At 50.9% G+C, this 16,832-nt stretch carries 12 protein-coding genes; 10 read left to right on the forward strand and 2 right to left on the reverse strand.

All coding sequences use genetic code 11. From position 1 onward, the window contains the following. Positions 1 to 47: 47 nt before the first annotated feature. Positions 48 to 365: a hypothetical protein gene (locus EDM59_RS16465; RefSeq protein WP_122924591.1), complete on the reverse strand. Its 318-nt coding sequence runs from the start codon at positions 363 to 365 to the stop codon at positions 48 to 50. Between the two features lie 263 nt (positions 366 to 628). On the opposite strand from EDM59_RS16465, the gene EDM59_RS16470 reads away from it, so the two are divergent. Together EDM59_RS16470 and EDM59_RS16475 are read left to right on the forward strand one after the other, a co-directional pair. Next, the gene (locus tag EDM59_RS16470; RefSeq protein WP_122924592.1) at positions 629 to 1,705 is read left to right on the forward strand and encodes a branched-chain amino acid aminotransferase; all 1,077 of its coding nucleotides are present in this window, start codon (positions 629 to 631) and stop codon (positions 1,703 to 1,705) included. A gap of 251 nt (positions 1,706 to 1,956) precedes the next feature. Then, positions 1,957 to 3,561 carry a glutathione ABC transporter substrate-binding protein gene (locus tag EDM59_RS16475; protein WP_122924593.1) on the forward strand — a complete coding sequence of 535 codons (1,605 nt, stop codon included), beginning with the start codon at positions 1,957 to 1,959 and terminating at the stop codon, positions 3,559 to 3,561. Between the two features lie 76 nt (positions 3,562 to 3,637). Here the strand turns inward: EDM59_RS16475 and EDM59_RS16480 are convergent, their stop codons facing one another. After that, positions 3,638 to 5,620 carry a methyl-accepting chemotaxis protein gene (locus EDM59_RS16480; protein WP_122924594.1) on the reverse strand — a complete coding sequence of 661 codons (1,983 nt, stop codon included), beginning with the start codon at positions 5,618 to 5,620 and terminating at the stop codon, positions 3,638 to 3,640. A 325-nt stretch (positions 5,621 to 5,945) separates the two neighbouring features. On the opposite strand from EDM59_RS16480, the gene EDM59_RS16485 reads away from it, so the two are divergent. The 8 genes from EDM59_RS16485 to EDM59_RS16520 all read left to right on the forward strand — a co-directional run bounded on the left by EDM59_RS16485 (position 5,946) and on the right by EDM59_RS16520 (position 16,575). Further along, positions 5,946 to 7,535 (forward strand): glutathione ABC transporter substrate-binding protein, encoded by a 1,590-nt coding sequence (locus tag EDM59_RS16485; RefSeq protein ID WP_122924595.1) that lies wholly within the window; start codon positions 5,946 to 5,948, stop codon positions 7,533 to 7,535. A gap of 100 nt (positions 7,536 to 7,635) precedes the next feature. Further along, positions 7,636 to 9,210, forward strand: coding sequence for a glutathione ABC transporter substrate-binding protein (locus EDM59_RS16490; RefSeq protein WP_122924596.1), 1,575 nt, complete (start codon positions 7,636 to 7,638; stop codon positions 9,208 to 9,210). 15 nt (positions 9,211 to 9,225) lie between these two features. Next, entirely contained in the window at positions 9,226 to 10,458 is a 1,233-nt protein-coding gene (locus EDM59_RS16495; protein WP_122924597.1) for an amidohydrolase family protein, read from the forward strand. 130 nt (positions 10,459 to 10,588) lie between these two features. Continuing rightward, positions 10,589 to 12,160, forward strand: a complete 1,572-nt coding sequence (locus EDM59_RS16500; RefSeq protein WP_122924598.1) for a glutathione ABC transporter substrate-binding protein — start codon at positions 10,589 to 10,591, stop codon at positions 12,158 to 12,160. Between the two features lie 63 nt (positions 12,161 to 12,223). Beyond that, entirely contained in the window at positions 12,224 to 13,546 is a 1,323-nt protein-coding gene (locus EDM59_RS16505; protein WP_122924599.1) for a purine/pyrimidine permease, read from the forward strand. Between the two features lie 98 nt (positions 13,547 to 13,644). Continuing rightward, a complete protein-coding gene (locus tag EDM59_RS16510; RefSeq protein ID WP_122924600.1) occupies positions 13,645 to 14,286 on the forward strand; it encodes a LysE family translocator in 642 nt (213 codons plus the stop codon). A gap of 62 nt (positions 14,287 to 14,348) precedes the next feature. After that, the gene (locus EDM59_RS16515; protein ID WP_122924601.1) at positions 14,349 to 14,987 is read left to right on the forward strand and encodes an NUDIX hydrolase; all 639 of its coding nucleotides are present in this window, start codon (positions 14,349 to 14,351) and stop codon (positions 14,985 to 14,987) included. A 142-nt stretch (positions 14,988 to 15,129) separates the two neighbouring features. Then, positions 15,130 to 16,575 (forward strand): MDR family MFS transporter, encoded by a 1,446-nt coding sequence (locus EDM59_RS16520; RefSeq protein WP_122924602.1) that lies wholly within the window; start codon positions 15,130 to 15,132, stop codon positions 16,573 to 16,575. The last annotated feature ends 257 nt before the right edge of the window (positions 16,576 to 16,832 follow it).

The following is a 16,832-nucleotide window of genomic DNA, read 5'->3' on the forward strand; positions in this document are numbered from 1 at the left end:
AAAAAGGCGCTCCAGTGTAGCGGAGCACCTTTTTCTCGTGCAAATTCTTAGCGGTCGTTGTTGTTGTCAGCTTGCGCAGGGAAGTTCATCCATCCGCCACCCAGTGTGTAAGCAGGAACGCTTGCATCTACCGTTGTGGTTGGAGCAGTACCTTCTGTTGCTGGAGCTGCTGTACCAGTAGTAGAAGTAGTAGCTTCTTCTGCAGCTGGGTTCACAACAATGTGGTTTTGGCCTACAAAAGAGCTGAAGAAGCTAGGAGTTCCTTCATTTTCGCCTGGCTCGCTAGCAGCGAAAGCCGGAACAGCCAAAGAAGCAACAACAGCCATCATAGCTGTGAATGTAAGAAAACGACAGGTTTTTTTCATCTTTTTCATCCTCCATCATTCCCTTCCCTCGAGGGAAATCTTTTTACATACCCAGTTATAAACGACATTTCTGTAGTAGCTCTGAAAAAAGTATGAAGTTTTATGAAGAACGTGTAGAAAACAAGCGGAAAGTGTTTTTTTGTACAAAGATGAACTTTTCGGAATAAACTTACGGTGGAAATCGTTCAAAATTGTTGATATTTTAATAACATTATGTAGTACTAGAAGTGTAGGATTTTTAAATGCTAAGGGAGATGTAGAAGATGGAGTGTCAGTTAAAAATTACCCTGACCGAACAGAGAAAAGAAAAGCCTGCTAGCGACAAACTTGGATTCGGTGTTCATTTTACCGATCACATGTTTACGATGGACTACACAGAGGGAAAAGGATGGCACGATCCACAAATCGTACCGTACTCCCCGGTCACTCTCGATCCGGCAGCAATGGTTTTCCATTATGGACAAACTGTTTTTGAAGGACTAAAGGCTTACCGCAACAAAGATGACCGCGCGTGGTTATTCCGTCCGGATCAAAATTTCAAAAGATTGAATCGTTCCCTGAGCCGACTCAGCATGCCTTTGATTGATGAGGATTTCATGCTCGAGGCGCTCAAGCAGCTGGTAGCCACGGAAAAAGAGTGGATTCCAACTGAGAGCGGAACGTCCCTATATATTCGTCCTTTCGTGATTGCGACCGAAGCATGCTTTGGTGTTCGTGCATCCCATACGTATAAATTGATTATTCTTTTGTCCCCGGTAGGTGCTTACTACGCTGGCGGCATGAAGCCGGTAAAAATTTATGTAGAAAACCATTACGTACGCGCAGTTCGAGGCGGTACGGGAAATGCCAAAACAGCTGGTAACTATGCAGGCAGCCTGAAAGCACAGGAAGAAGCAAAGGAAAAAGGCTACGAGCAAGTCCTGTGGCTGGATGGAATCGAAAACAAATACGTAGAAGAAGTCGGCAGCATGAACGTTTTCTTCAAGGTAAATGGGGAAGTGTGGGTACCGGAATTGAACGGCAGCATCCTCGAGGGGATTACGAGAGATTCCACCATCCATATGTTGAAGGACTGGGGCGTTCCAGTTGTGGAAAAACGCATTTCCATGGAGGATCTGTACGAGGCGTATACCAAAGGAGAGCTGGAAGAAGCCTTTGGAACAGGGACAGCGGCAGTGATTTCTCCGATTGGCGAAATGAGCTGGAACGAGCACAAAATGGTCATCAACAACGCACAGATCGGAGAATTGACTTCCAAGCTGTACGATCAGATGACAGGCATCCAGTACGGACTTGTGGAAGACAAGTTCGGTTGGTCTGTTGAAGTGACAAAAGCATAAATGAGTTTTGGCTGACAGGCACAGTTGCCTTCCGACGAGGGAGGGACTGTGCCTTTTGCTATTTCCAAGCAGCTTCTCTCGTTACATTTTCACATTATCGATCAGAAGTTTATGATCGTGAAAAATAACAATGGTAAAAATAATGAAAAGAAAGGTAAAGATAGTTGAAAGAAAAAAGTTAGAAAATTATTAAAATTAGAACTACGAAGTTATTCTTCCATTCTCATCTGAAAAAAGAGGGGGTCATTCTCGTGAAAAGAAAAAACGGCCTACGTTCTATGCTTGCCCTATCTGTGCTGTTGGCAACCGTCCTCGCGGGTTGTTCGACCGGGCAGCAAGCAAGCAGCAGTCCAAACGGCGCCAACACGCCAACGAGCAGTCAGTCGGGGGCAGCTCCAGCTCCAGCAGCATCCAGTGGGGGGACTTTGATCATCGCCCGCTTGTCCGATGCCAACAATCTCGATCCGCATTTCAGCACGCAGATCAATTCTATGGCCGTTGTTCAGCACAAGCTGTACGAAGGGCTGGTGATGCTGGATGCCAACAGTGAGTACAAGCCGCTCTTGGCCAGTGAGTGGAAGCAGCTCGATGACCTTACGTGGGAGTTTGCTTTGCGGGATGGAATCACTTTCCACGATGGGACACCGTTCGATGCCGAAGCCGTGAAAAAGACGATGGACCGCATTTTGGACAAGAATGCGCCTACACCGAAAGCCAATATGTTTGGCATGATTAAAGAAGTGAAAGTCGTCGATCCGCATAAAGTGCAGATCATTCTTCACTATCCGTTTGCAGGGCTGCTGTCCGTCCTCGCGAGTGCAGAAGGCGGGATAATTAGTCCAAAGGCTATCGAGCAATACGGAAAGGATTTGAGCAAGCATCCTGTAGGAACGGGTCCATTCGTATTTGAGTCTTGGACGCCAGGTCAGGAAATCGTGCTGGTAAAAAATGAAGCGTACTGGGGGAACAAGCCCAAAATCGACAAGGTCGTCTTCAAGACCGTGCCAGAAGATGCGACCCGTGTAGCAATGGTGGAGACAGGCGAAGCTCACGTCGCAGAGCAGCTGCCCGTGACCGAGATCGACCGCGTAAAAAATTCTTCCAGCATGACGCTGGGACGGTATGAGTCCTTCGCAGTCGATCACATCGGGATGAACGTAACGCAAAAGCCGTTTGACGATGTACGCGTACGTCAGGCCATTGCCCACGCGATCGACAAGGAAGCGATCATCCAGGGAGTTTACAACAATGTCGGGAAAGTAGCCGTTTCTTCCCTGGGTCCAAAAGTAATCGGTTACAGCCCGAACTTGAAAACGCCGGATTACGATCTGAACAAAGCGAAGCAATTGCTCGCCGAAGCAGGCTACGCCAATGGCTTCAAGGCAACCGTGTATCTCAATGACAACAAGGCGCGCATAAATGTAGCCGAGGTTCTGCAGTCCCAGCTGAAAGGGATTGGAATCGACCTGCAGATTCAAGTGATGGAGTTTGGGGCTTACCTAGACCTGGCAGCAAAAGGACAAGCGCAGATGTTTATCAGCGGCTGGGGAAATGCGACAGGAGATGCTGACTACAACCAGTACAATCTGTTCCACAGCACGTCCAAAGGAGTGCCAGGCAACCACTCTTTCTACGCCAATCCAAAGGTCGACGAGCTGATCGAAGCAGGACGCAAAGAAAAAGATCCGCAGAAACGCAAAGAAATTTATGAGCAAGCCCAGCAAATCGAGATCGACGAAGTGCCGCTCATCCCGTACCGCAGCAGTGAGAATCTGGCCGCGATCGCGAAAAACGTGCAAGGCATCACCATCAGCCCATCTGGTTATGTAGAGATCAACGATGTGACGATTCAATAAACAAACGCGTCGCCAACCACGAAAAAAGGGATAGAGAGCCACGTCGAACTGGCTGTCTATCCCTTTTGCATTTCTATTAGTAAGTGAATTTGTTGAGAAGCGCCTTAAGCTCCTCTGCAAGTGTTGCCAGGGACTGCGAGGATGCAGATATCTCTTGCATGGAGGCGAGCTGTTCCTCTGTCGAAGCGGCCACTTCTTCTGCGGATTCTGCATTGCTTTTCGCGATTTGAGCAAGCTGGCTCGCCACTTGGCTGACAGCCTGCACACCGGTTGCTATTTGCGCCGCGATGCTGGATACCTCGTCAATATGTGGGGCGGTTTCGCGCGTACTGAGCAAAATCTGCTCAAACTTGTGGATGGTTTCGGTGGAAACCTCCAGACCGCCGGCAACGTCTTGACGTACTTTTTCCATGGTGGCTACCGATTCTGTCGTTTCCCGCTGAATTTCCGTGATGAGCTCGGAAATTTGGGTAGCGGAAAGCTGAGATTGCTCAGCCAGAATGCGTACCTCGTTTGCGACTACGGCAAATCCTTTTCCATGCTCTCCGGCGCGGGCTGCTTCGATCGCCGCGTTTAGTGCCAGCAGGTTCGTCTGCTGGGCAATTCCGCTGATGACTTCGGAAATGTTGCTGATTTCCTTGGAGCGATCATACAGCGATTTGATCATCGCATCTGATTTTTCGACGGACTCGTGGATTGAATTCATTTGTCCCATGACCTGCTGGATGGACACGCCGCCTTCATCCGCCTGAACGGACGTATCCTTCGACAGGTCTGCGAGTACACGCACACTCTCCACGATCCGATCGACTCCGTGGGAGATTTCCTCTAAAGCGTGGACATTCTGCTCGACTCCGGTTGTTTGTTTTTCCGCGCTGCTGGCCACCTCCTGCACAGATGCGGCGACGTGCTCGGAGGAAGCGCTCGTTTGCTGGGCACTGGCTGTCAATTGCTCGGAGGAAGCTGCGACTTGCTCGGCTCTGCTTTCTACGTCTTGAATCAGAGTACGAAGATTTTGCTGCATTTGACTGAACGCTTGAGCGAGCTCCCCGATTTCATCCTTGGACTGAACGTGGATGGTCTCGGTAAGGACGCCGTTGCTGACCTTGACAGCTTGCTGGCTCAGCTGCTTGATAGAGCGGATGATGGATCGCAGGATGATTGCGATCAGCACGCCCCCGATCAGGAGGCAGGCAATGATGGTGACGAGTGTATTGATAAAAATCGGTTGAACGGAATCCGCGATTTCCTTCATGAGCATCGTTCCGCCAATTTTCCAGCCTGTCAGCTCATTGGTGGTAAAGGACATCATTTTTTCATCGCCGCCTAGATTGTAGGAGATGTGGCCTGCGTGGTTCTGATAGGCTTGCTCGTAGAACGCATCCTCGGCTACCTCTCCGGCTTTCATCGTAGGATGGACGATGTACTTTTTGTCTTTGTCCAAAATCAGTACGTAGCCTTCCTTCCCGATTTTTACAGAGGAAGCGACATTTTTGATTTGCTCGATACCGAGTGTAATGCCGATGACACCGGAGCCGTCGTCTGTCGATTGCGCGATCGTCACGATGACTTCTCCTGTTACCGCAGATAAATAAGGAGCGGTGATGATGGCAGAGCCTTTGCTTTCCATAGCGCTTTTGTACCAGTCTCGGGTACGGGGATCGAAGCCAGCTTTGGTTTCCTGTTTTGGAAAGCGATAGTAGCTGCCTGTATCGGTGCCCATGCTGATGCTGGCCACTTCAGGGTGCATGCCCATGTACATTTCAAACAGACGGGTGACCTCAGGACTATCTCCTTCTTTATACATACTTCTCGTAATGAGCGAAGCCAAGTAGTCGGCATCCTTCATTTTGGGAGAAAAGGTAGAGCTGACGATGGAATTCACCAGCTGGACATTTTCGTCTGCGCTTTTCATAATTTGGTCTTCCATCTCGGCGCGCGACTGGACATAAGCCAGTGTGCCTATCGCGAGGGAAGGAATCACCAGAATCAAGAGAAACGCAGTGATGAGCTTTGTTTTGAAATTACCTCGAGGGGTCTTTCCACTGCGATTTTTCATGCTTAGCATCCTTTCGTGGTGTGTAGGTAAAAAGTCATAATCGCTTCAACAATGTTTTATATCGGAATAAACAATCGGGATAGTTAGTTTAATGGGATAAGGCGGAATAGTAGATGAAATGACGCATATGTGAATATTTAGATGAAAGAAATAATTTGGCGTGAGAGGGCATATGGAGGATCGGCAATCCGAACGAAAGTAAAGAAATTGAAAATAGTAGTAAAGAGAGTGAAAAAATATAGCCAGAATAGTAGGTAAAATGAAATATGCGCGAATGGTGAAAAAATTAACACAATAAGAACGCGCGAAAGAGGGGGACATCTTCATGAAAAAGACGCGCTTTTTTCAGACGCTGATTGCGCTGACCGTTGCGGTTTCGGCTGCACTGGCTGGCTGCTCATCCGGTCAGGAAGCTAGTCAGGGGACAAATGGAGCAGCACAGCCGGGTGCAAGCACGCCTGCGGCAGGAAAAACAGGCGGCACCTTGGTCATCGCAAGGCTTTCCGATGCGAACAATCTGGACCCGCATTTCCTCACCCAAATCAACTCAGCTGCTATTATTCATCACAAAGTGTACGAGGGACTTGTGCGGATGGACAAGGAAAGCAAGTACGTCGGCTCTTTGGCGACAGAATGGAAGCAGCTGGATGACGTGACTTGGGAATTCAAGCTGCGCCAAGGTGTAACGTTCCATGACGGAGCTCCATTCAATGCTGAAGCGGTCAAAAAGACAATCGCTCGCGTGCAAGACCCAAAAGTCGGCTCCAACCGGGCGAATCTGTTTGAAGCGATCAAGGAAGTAAAGGTCGTGGATGACCAAACCGTACAGTTTATTTTGCATTATCCGTATACCCCGCTCTTGTCTGTTCTGGCAAGCGCAGAAGGCGTCATTCTTTCACCGAAAGCCATCGAGGAGTACGGCAAAGATCTGACCAAGCATCCGACTGGAACCGGGCCTTATAAATTCGAATCGTGGACGCCTGGACAAGAGGTCGTACTCGTGAAAAATGACAGCTACTGGGGTGGTCAGCCAAAGCTGGACAAAGTCGTCTTTAAAACCGTTCCGGAAGACACGACCCGCATCGCGATGGTAGAAACGGGCGAGGCGCAAGTAGCTGAGCAGCTGCCAGTTACCGAAGTGGATCGGGTGACAAACTCCAGCAGCATGACGCTGGGACGCTACGCTTCCTTCTCCAGCGATCATATCGGGATCAACACCAAGAAAAAGCCGTTTGATGACGTTCGTGTCCGTCAAGCTATTGCACTTGCAGTTGACAAGGATTCCATCATCAAAGGGGTATACAACGATGTAGGGAAGATCGCACACTCTTCGGTTACCCCAACCATGGTAGGCTACAGTGAAAATGTAAAAGACACCGAGTACAACCTGGAAAAAGCAAAGCAGCTGCTTGCTGAAGCTGGCTACGCGAGCGGATTGAAAGCAACGATTTACCTCAACGACAACAAAGCTCGTATCAATGTGGCGGAAGTACTGCAACAACAGCTGAAGCAAATCGGGATCGACCTGGAAGTGAAGGTTCTGGAGTTCGGTGCGTACATCGATGCCGCTTCCAAAGGCGAAACCGACCTGTTCATCAGCGGCTGGGGAAATGCAACGGGTGATGCGGACTACAACCAGTACAACCTGTTCCACACCAAGTCCCAAGGCGCTCCCGGCAACCACTCCTTCTACAGCAATCCAGAGGTGGACAAGCTGATCGAGGACGGCCGCAAGGAAAAGGATGCAGAGAAACGCAAGCAGATCTATGAGCAAGCTCAACAAATCGAAATGAATGACGTTGCGTTGATTCCATACCGTTTCTCTGAGAATCTCGCTGCGATCCAAAAAGGGGTAGAAGGCGTCTGGATCAGCCCGGCTGGTCACATCGAAGTGGACGACGTGGTTCTGCCGTAAAAGCTAGACAGATGAGCAGCATAGCGAGATTCCTGCGGGGTCGAGCTATGCTGTTGCTCTATACAAAAAAGATAGATAACCAAGCATGGGGGCGTGTCACATGATGAAAAACAAAACGTGGAATTGGGTGCTTACCAGCGTCTTGAGCACCGGACTTCTGCTTTCTGGTTGCTCGAATGGTAGTGAGACAGGAGCCGTCAGCAAGCAAGCGGGATCAGAAGCCTCTGCATCAGCGCAAAAGACATTGATTATTGCCCGTCAGTCCGATGCCAACAACCTGGATCCCCATTTCATTTCGGCGATCAATGCAGCGAGCGTTGTCCATCACAAAGTGTATGAGGGGCTGATCCAGCGGGACGAGAGCATGGAGTTCAAGCCGATGCTGGCGACAGAATGGAAACAGGTAGATGATGTGACGTGGGAATTCAAGCTGCGCCAGGATGTCAAGTTCCACGACGGCACCCCCTTCAATGCCGAAGCCGTGAAAGCGACGATTGCTCGTGTTCTCGATGAAAAAGTAGGTTCTCCTCGTGCTACGCAGTTTAAAATGATAAAAGAAGTGAAGGCCATCGACGACTACACCGTTCAATTCAAGCTCGAGTATCCGTACTCGCCGCTGCTTTCGATCCTCGCAAACCATGAAGGCAGCATTCTCTCACCAAAAGCGATCGAACAGTACGGAAAAGATTTGAGCAAGCATCCGGTAGGGACGGGTCCGTTTGTATTTGAATCGTGGACACCTGGTCAGGAAATCGTCTTGGTAAAAAACGAAAACTACTGGGGAGAAAAGGTCAAGGTAGACAAGGCTGTATTCAAAGTCGTTCCGGAAGATACGACACGGATTGCGATGGTTGAGACCGGAGAAGCGCACATCGCAGAGCCGTTGCCCGTCACAGAAATTGATCGCGTAAAAAACTCGCCGCAGCTCGACTTGTATCGCAGCGAGGGGCTGGGTACAGAGTTTGTCGGATTTAACACGAAGAAAAAGCCGTTTGACGATGTACGTGTCCGCCAGGCGATCAACTATGCGATTGAGACAGATGCTATCATTCAAGGCGTGTACAATCGTGTTGGCACGAGAGCCAATTCCGCGATGAGTCCAAAGGTGCTGGGCTACAGCGATAGCGTGCAGGGCTACACCTTTGATCCGAACAAGGCGAAAACTCTGCTGAAAGAAGCTGGCTATCCGAATGGCTTCAAGACGACGATCTGGACAGGCGATCGCAAAGAGCGAATCAATGCGGCAGAAGTGATCCAATCGCAATTAAAAGGTATCGGGATCGAAGTGGAAGTGAAAGTTCTCGAATACGGAGCCTATCTGGATGCGGAAGATAATGGAGAGACGGATATGTTCATCAGTGGCTGGGGGAATGCCACTGGCGATGGAGACTACAACCAGTACAACCTGTTTCACTCCAGCTCTTTGGGCAAAGGGGGAAATACGACCTTCTACGTAAACAAAGAGGTTGATCAACTCATCGAGGAAGGTCGCAGGGAACAGGATCCGCAAAAGCGAAGAGACATCTACGCCCGTGCACTGCAGATCGAGTCGAGCGAGGCGCCGATGGTACCGATCCGCAATCTGGAGAATGTCGCTGCCCTCGGCAAAAATATCAAAGGATTTTGGATCAGTCCATCCGGGTACATGATGATTAACGACATTACCATCGAGTGATAGGGAGAGAGACGGATGACGGAGAAAAAGGGCAGCTTCTGGATTGCCAATGTCACCTTGGAAACCGGCTTTGAATGGAAGGAAGGGAGGGTGAGTGGTACCCGCACGGAGCCATTTCATGTGCGCGTACAGGAAGGGCGGATCGCACAGATCGTGCCAGCAGCGCAGGAACTACCGGATGAGGTGCCGAGCTGGGATGCACGCGGACACCTGATGCTGCCATCCTTTCGGGAGATGCACATTCATCTGGACAAGACCTTTTACGGGGGACCGTGGCAAGCGTGCATTCCTGCTCCGAATCGCTTTTTTCGGATCGAACAGGAGCAAGAGCTGTTACCTAAGCAACTACCGTTTGTGCGAGAGCGGGCAGAAAAGCTGCTGCATTTGCTCCAGTCAAACGGGGCTACCCATGTTCGTACGCATTGCAACATTGACCCGGTCATCGGTCTGAAAAACATGGAGGAGACGCTGCGTGCTTTGGAGGCATACAGCGGGAAACTTTCCTGGGAAATGGTCGCCTTCCCTCAGCACGGCTTGCTTCGTAGTCAATCGGTCGGACTGATGCGAGAAGCACTACGAAATGGTGCTGGCTTGGTTGGAGGAGTAGATCCTGCGACATTTGACGACGACATTGAAAAATCGCTGCATACCGTTATGGATCTGGCGGTCGAAGCAAACGCAGATATCGACCTGCATCTGCATGAGCCAGGTTACTTGGGTGTCTTCATCATGAAGCGGATCGCAGCTTTGACCGAGGAGGCAGGATGGCAAGGGCGTGTCACGATTAGCCACGCCTATGGATTGGGGGAGGTTCCCGAAGCGATTGCTTCCGAAACAGCAGAGCTTCTCGCGCATTTGCAGATTCGTATTGTCTCTGCGATCCCGATCGATATGCCGACGATTCCCGTTCCTCTCCTGAGCGAAAAAGGCATTCACCTCGCTCTTGGCAACGACAACATTACGGATCACTGGGATTCCTTCGGGACGGGAGATATGCTGCAAAAGGCAAACCGCCTCGCGGAGCGGTTCCGATGGACGGATGAATTCCGGCTGTCCCGTGCGCTCGGGTATGTCACAGGCGGGGTGACTCCGCTTGATGACGCTGGCGAACGTGTTTGGCCGAAAGTCGGCGATCAGGCGGATGCAGTATTTTTGCAAGCGAGCTGCTCGGCAGAAGCAGTTGCCCGTCAGTCAGCAAAAGCAGCAGTGTTTTTTCAGGGAAACATAGTTTGGCAAAAAGAAGTGTAAAGTTAAGCAAAAGTAAAAATATTATAAATAGATGTAAAGATGCTGAAAGGCTTGTTTGGCCCCTTACCGTATAATGCAGTTAAGCAAACATTGCAGAAATTTCGACAGCATCTTACAGGGGGACAATCCAATGAAAAAAGCACGTTTGTTTGGATCCTTGCTCGCTTTGACGCTGACCGTCGGTGCCGTATTGACCGGCTGCGGTGCAGGGCAAGAGCAATCGGGATCGGGAGCATCCGCACCAGCGGACGGCCCGAAAGCAGGGGGAACGCTGATTGTAGCGCGCAAGGCAGACGCGAACAATCTCGACCCTCAATTCATCACCAACATTCCTTCCGCGAACTACATTTATGGAAAAGTGTACGAGAGCTTGATTTCGCGGGATAAAAATTCCGAGTACAAGCCTACCTTGGCAACGGAGTGGAAGCAGCTGGACGATTTGACATGGGAGTTCAAGCTGAGAAGCGGCGTCACCTTCCACGACGGTACTTTGTTCAATGCAGAAGCCGTGAAAAAGACCTTTGAACGAGCAGTAGATCCAAAAGTAGGCTCTCCACGTGCATCCAACTTTTCCATGATCAAAGAAGTCAAGGTGGTGGATGAGCAGACCATTCACTTTATCCTGGACTATCCTTTCGCACCACTGCTCTCCATTCTCGCTAGCTCAGAAGGCAGCATCTTGAGTCCAAAGGCGATCGCTGAGCACTCGGACACGCTGTCCAAGCAGCCTGTTGGTACAGGTCCGTTCAAGTTTGAATCATGGACACCTGGCCAAGATATGACACTCGTGAAAAATGACAGCTACTGGGGCGAAAAGCCTAAAGTAGACAAGGTTGTTTACAAGGTGGTTCCAGAGGACACGACTCGTATCGCGATGGTAGAGGCAGGAGAAGCTCACATTGGTGACCAGCTGCCTGTAACGGAAGTAGAACGTGCCCAATCTTCCCCGAACATGAACATGGTTCGCGCTGAGGGCCTGGGAGTCGAGTATATCGGCTTTAATGTAACGAAAAAGCCTTTTGACGATATTCGTGTCCGTCAAGCAGTTGCCCACGCTGTGGAAAAAGAAGCAATCGTCAAAGGCGTTTACAACAACGTAGGGAACGAAGCGGTATCTGCGATGTCCTCCAAAGTAATCGGCTACAACCCGAATCTTACGGACTACACCTACGATGTAAATGAAGCGAAGAAGCTGCTGAGTGATGCTGGCTATGCGAACGGCTTTAAGACGACAATCGTCACAGATGACCGCAAAGAGCGCATGAACGTAGCAGAGGTTATTCAATCTCAGCTGAAAGGGATTGGCATCGACGTGGAAATCAAGGTAATGGAGTACGGTGCCTACCTCGATTTCACTGACAAAGGCGAGCACGATATGTTCATCGGCGGTTGGGGGAATGCGACAGGAGACGGTGACTACAACCAGTACAACGTCTTCCACAGCTCCTCGAAAGGCAGCATGGGTAACATTGCTTTCTACAGCAACCCGGAAGTGGACCAGCTGATCGAACAAGGCCGTCGCGAGAAAGATCCGCAAAAACGCAATGAAATCTATGCAAAGCTGCAGGAAATCGAGCTGAAGGAAGTACCGCTCATTCCGATCCGCACGATCGATCACGTGTCGGTAACCGCCAAAGATGTACGCGGCTTCTGGTTGAGTCCGGTAGGATACCTGATGCTGGATGAAGTAACGATCCAATAGTGAAAAAAGAGACGGGGATGGCGGAATGCGCTATCCCCGATTTTGTTGGGAGGACTCCTCATCATGAAAAGTCAGTTCCCTGGCTGGCATAACGGGCTGGGAGCCTTGCAATGGTTTGTCTACATGCTGGTTTACTCCATTCCGATTCCGATTGTCATCGGCGGTCTGTTCCATCTGCCTGCCGCCGAAATAGAGGGGGTGATGCAGCGAACGTTTCTCGTGTCAGGGCTCGCGACGATATTGCAAGGCACACTGGGGCATCGTCGCCCCATTATTGATGGACCGGCAGGAATTTGGCTGAGCGTCTTTGTCATCCTGGGGGATATGGCCATGCGCAGCCATGGCGATCCCTCCGCTACGCTATCCTTATTGACAGGTGGAATGATTCTGGCTGGAGTGCTTTTGCTTCTGATCAGCCGTGTGGCACATCGAATCGCGGTGTGGTTTACCCCGCTGGTAACGGGATCGTTCATGCTGCTGCTCTCCTTTCAGCTGGGGGGAGTTTTTCTGAAAGGGATGCTGGGAGCCGGCCATGGCCCTTTGACATCGGGACATACGCTGTCGGCACTCCTGGCGTTTGCTGTGTTTGTCTTCGTGCTCGGCTTGACGGTGTGGGGAGCTGGCTGGTGGAAAAGCTACGCGGTCCTGATCGGAATTGCCGTCGGATGGCTTGCCTTTGCTTGCCTGGGACAAGCGGAGAGTGCGGCCTCGGACGTTGTCTGGTTTCGGCTGCCGGACGTATTTGTCTGGGGACTTCCCCATCTGGATGTGGGGATGGCTGTAGCTGTTGTTCCTTTGATCCTGATGGTGCTCGCAAGTACGATGGCCGCAACGGATTCAATGGACCACGTCCTTGAGAAAAAAGCAGGGGCAGATCCACGGCACGTCTTTCGCAGCACGGCGGTAAGCGGGGTGACCCATGTGCTTTCTGCCCTTTTTGCCACGGTCGGTATCGTTCCGCTGGGAGGAAGCGCCGGCTATGTACGGATGACGGGTCAAAAGAGGATGGCCCCCTTCTTGGCAGGAGGATTGATCATGGCCTGTCTGGCGTTTATGCCTGCCATCATCCGCTTCTTGACGACGATGCCTGCACAGGTGGCCTATGCAGTTGAACTGGCGGCGTTTGTCCCTATGATTGGTCTGGGAGTGAGGGCCATCTTGCGCGAGCCTATGACGGAGCGAAGACTGCTGATTCTCGGGGTGGCGATGATGATCGGGACGGCGATATTGTTTTTGCCTGCCGAGACATTCTCAGAGGCTCCCGCCATCGTGCAGTATATAGCCGGAAACGGTCTGCTGGTAGGGGTCCTCCTTGCTTTGGTGTTAGAGCGATTATGGAAAGAAAAGGCGGAAGAAGAGCCTGCACAAAAAAAGACAGCAAGCTGATGGTCCCTGATGAAAGGAAACCATACCCATTGTGAACAAATTCATGTTATAAATAGGTTAGGTTTTCTGACATCTGTTTGTTGGTGGAGGGGATTCATTTGACCTGGTTTCTTTCTGGCTTTTTTCTATCCTTATCGCTCTGTCTGGATTTGGGGATCGTCAATGTCGCGATCATTCGCACAGGAGTAGCACGAGGCTTGCTCCCATCTTTTCTCATTGGGGTTGGCTCCAGCTTCGGTGACTTGATTTACGCTTTGCTTTCCATGGTCGGGATCTCGCTCCTGATGGAAAACCGGGTCATCCGCTGGGTGCTCTGGTTGGGCGGGACGTTGATTCTCTTGTACATGACTTGGAACATGATCAAAGAATTTCGCAGCCCGAAAAAAATTGACCTGCAGGAACAGGGCGGGGAGCAGAACAATCGGAAACGCAGCTGGAGAGACTTTTCCTCCGGGCTTGGCTTGGCGCTGGCCTCTCCTTCGGCTATTTTGTGGTTTGCGACAATCGGCGGCAGCGTGATCGCTTCTTCTGATGCAAACTCGGCGTCGGCTCTTTTGCTCTTTTTCAGTGGCTTCTTTACGGCTTCGATCACATGGTCCCTGTTTATGGCAGGTGTGTCGAGCCAAGGCGGCAAATGGCTGGGACATCGGCTTGTTCGGGGCTTCTCGTTTGTATCTGCACTGCTCTTTTTGTACTTTGCCGGAAAAGTGTTCATCGACGGCTACCACTCCTTGCTGTAGCCAGCGTGCACAAGGACTGGTAAGGTAGAGAAGACAAGAGAGATAGGAAGAGGTGTAGGGAATTGAAAGCGGAGATGCTGGACATTTTTGACGAATCCGGAACACCTATAGGCGTGGCGCCACGCACAGAAGTACACCGACTCGGGCATTGGCACCAGACGTTTCACTGCTGGATCTACCGCGTAGAGCAATCCAAGATATGGCTGCTGTTTCAAAAACGCCACCCGCAGAAGGATACAGGCCCCAATTTATTGGACATTACATCGGCTGGCCATCTGGTAGCGTCCGAGGGTCCGGCAGACGGCGTCCGAGAGCTGGAGGAAGAGCTGGGCTTGACTGTCTCGTTCGATGCGCTCGATGAGATCGGAGTAATAAATGACGTCTTGGAGACTCCAGAGCTCATCGACAAAGAAATGTGCCACGTGTTTGCCTATGCTTGTGATCAGCCTCTGCAAGCGTATGTGCTGCAAGCAGAAGAGGTAACGGGGCTGTTGTGGGCAGAGCTGGATGAGGTGGAACGACTATTCGCGGGAGATATGGCCACGATTGCGGTGCACGGCTTTTTATCCGAGCCGGACGGGACTAGACAGGAAGTCGAGCTTCGCGTGGAGCAGTCGGCTTTTGTCCCTCACGAGGCTCACTATTATCAGCAAGTGTTTGCAGCGGTGCGCTCTCTGGGCAAAAAGCGGCAAGCAAAATAAAGGATGGTTTGGGGTGCCTTCCTGCCACGCGGTGGGAGGGTATTTTTGTTTGGTCGCCCATGCTGTACGAGTGGCTTTTCGTGCTATACTGTTACAATGCTTTTTAGATAGAGAATGCGTGCATAGATAGAGAGGAGATTGTATGAGGGTAAAAATCATGATCGCACTGATGCTCTCGACGTTCCTGGCCGCGCTGGAAGGAACGATCGTGAGTACCGCCGTGCCTCGGATTACAAGTGATTTGTCTGGATTTGAGCAAGTCAGCTGGGTGTATGCGATCTACATGCTGGCAACAGCGGTTTCTGCGCCCATTTACGGAAAGCTGGCCGATTTGTTTGGCAGAAAAAACGTCATGATGTTCGGGATCGGAATTTTTCTTGCTGGCTCCACCTTATGCGGACTGGCAAATTCCATGGAGCAGCTGATCGTCTTTCGGGCGCTGCAGGGCTTGGGTGCAGGCTCTGTGATGCCGATTACGATGACGATTATCGGAGATTTGTACAACGATCAATCCTCGCGTGCTAAGGCACAGGGCTGGATCAGTGCCGTGTGGGGGCTTTCTGGCGTAGCGGGACCGCTTGTGGGAGGCTTCCTCGTCGACATGCTGTCTTGGCGCTATATCTTTTTCTTGAACCTGCCTTTTGGACTTTTGTCCTTTTTCATGCTCATGTTGTATTACAAGGAAAAGTTCGGGGCCAAAACAAAGCGGCATATCGATTACCCAGGAGCGCTTATCTTCAGCATCGGGACCATCGCTTTGCTGTACGCGCTTTTGACCGGCAGCCAGAACCAGTCCTGGCTGAGTCCAACCATCCTTTCGCTGATTGCGTTTAGTCTGATCACCTATTTCATCTTCGTGACCGTCGAGAGAAAGTCACCAGAGCCTTTAATCCCGCTCAGCTTGTTTACCAATCGCAATGTGACGATGATTAACTTGCTGACGCTATTGTCCAACGCCATTGTGATCAGCCTGGTCGTCTACCTGCCGATCTGGAGTCAAGGCGTGCTGGGGGAAAGTGCGACCATGGCAGGCTTTGTCCTAACTCCTATGCCTGTTTGCTGGACGCTTGGCGCTGTGCTGTCCGGAAACCTGCTTGGACGCCTTCGCGCAGAGCAGCTGGTGACGGCAGGGACAACCGTGCTTACGATCGCTTCGTTTCTTCTGTTCCTATTGGCGGAGAGTTCGCCAGGATTCCTGATCTATGTGGCCGTCGGGTTAATTGGCTTGGGAATGGGATTCATCAGTCCGATTGTCATGGTCAAGATTCAGGCTTCCGTTGCCGTAGATAAGCGAGGTACGGCGATTGCCCTAAACACGTTTACAGGGACGTTTAGTCAGACCTTTGGAGCTGCGGTTTTCGGGATGTTTTTCAATATGGTGACGGTAGCCAGCGGGCAAACCAATCTGGGATCATCGTTTGAAAGCGGTGGTCTGCCTGTCGAGCAGCTCGCCCACGTTCGCAGCATTCTGGCTTCCGGGGTACACGTCGTCTTCACGGGAACATGGATCGTGGCCATTGGTTGTCTGGTGATCGCCTTGATGATTGCGAGAGCGCAAAAAGCTGCAGATGCACGTAGAGAAAACTAGGTACAGAAACAGACATCGGCGATCAAGTCGATGTCTTTTTTCAACGTATAAGAATTTATAAGCGTAATGCTTATGAATTCTGGAGCGCATGAAAACTTTCCACTAAAACGCGGTCGCTCCTCCTTGAGCAGGCATCGATAGAGGTTTTCTTATCCGTAACGACGAAAACGTATTGCCTATCCCCCTGCCGATTCGGTACGATGTTCCTGTAAGAAAATGGATGATTCCCATATTGCGATGGACAGGAGTGCAGGACG

Source organism: Brevibacillus nitrificans, assembly GCF_003710965.1.
Classification (GTDB): Bacteria; Bacillota; Bacilli; order Brevibacillales; family Brevibacillaceae; genus Brevibacillus; species Brevibacillus centrosporus.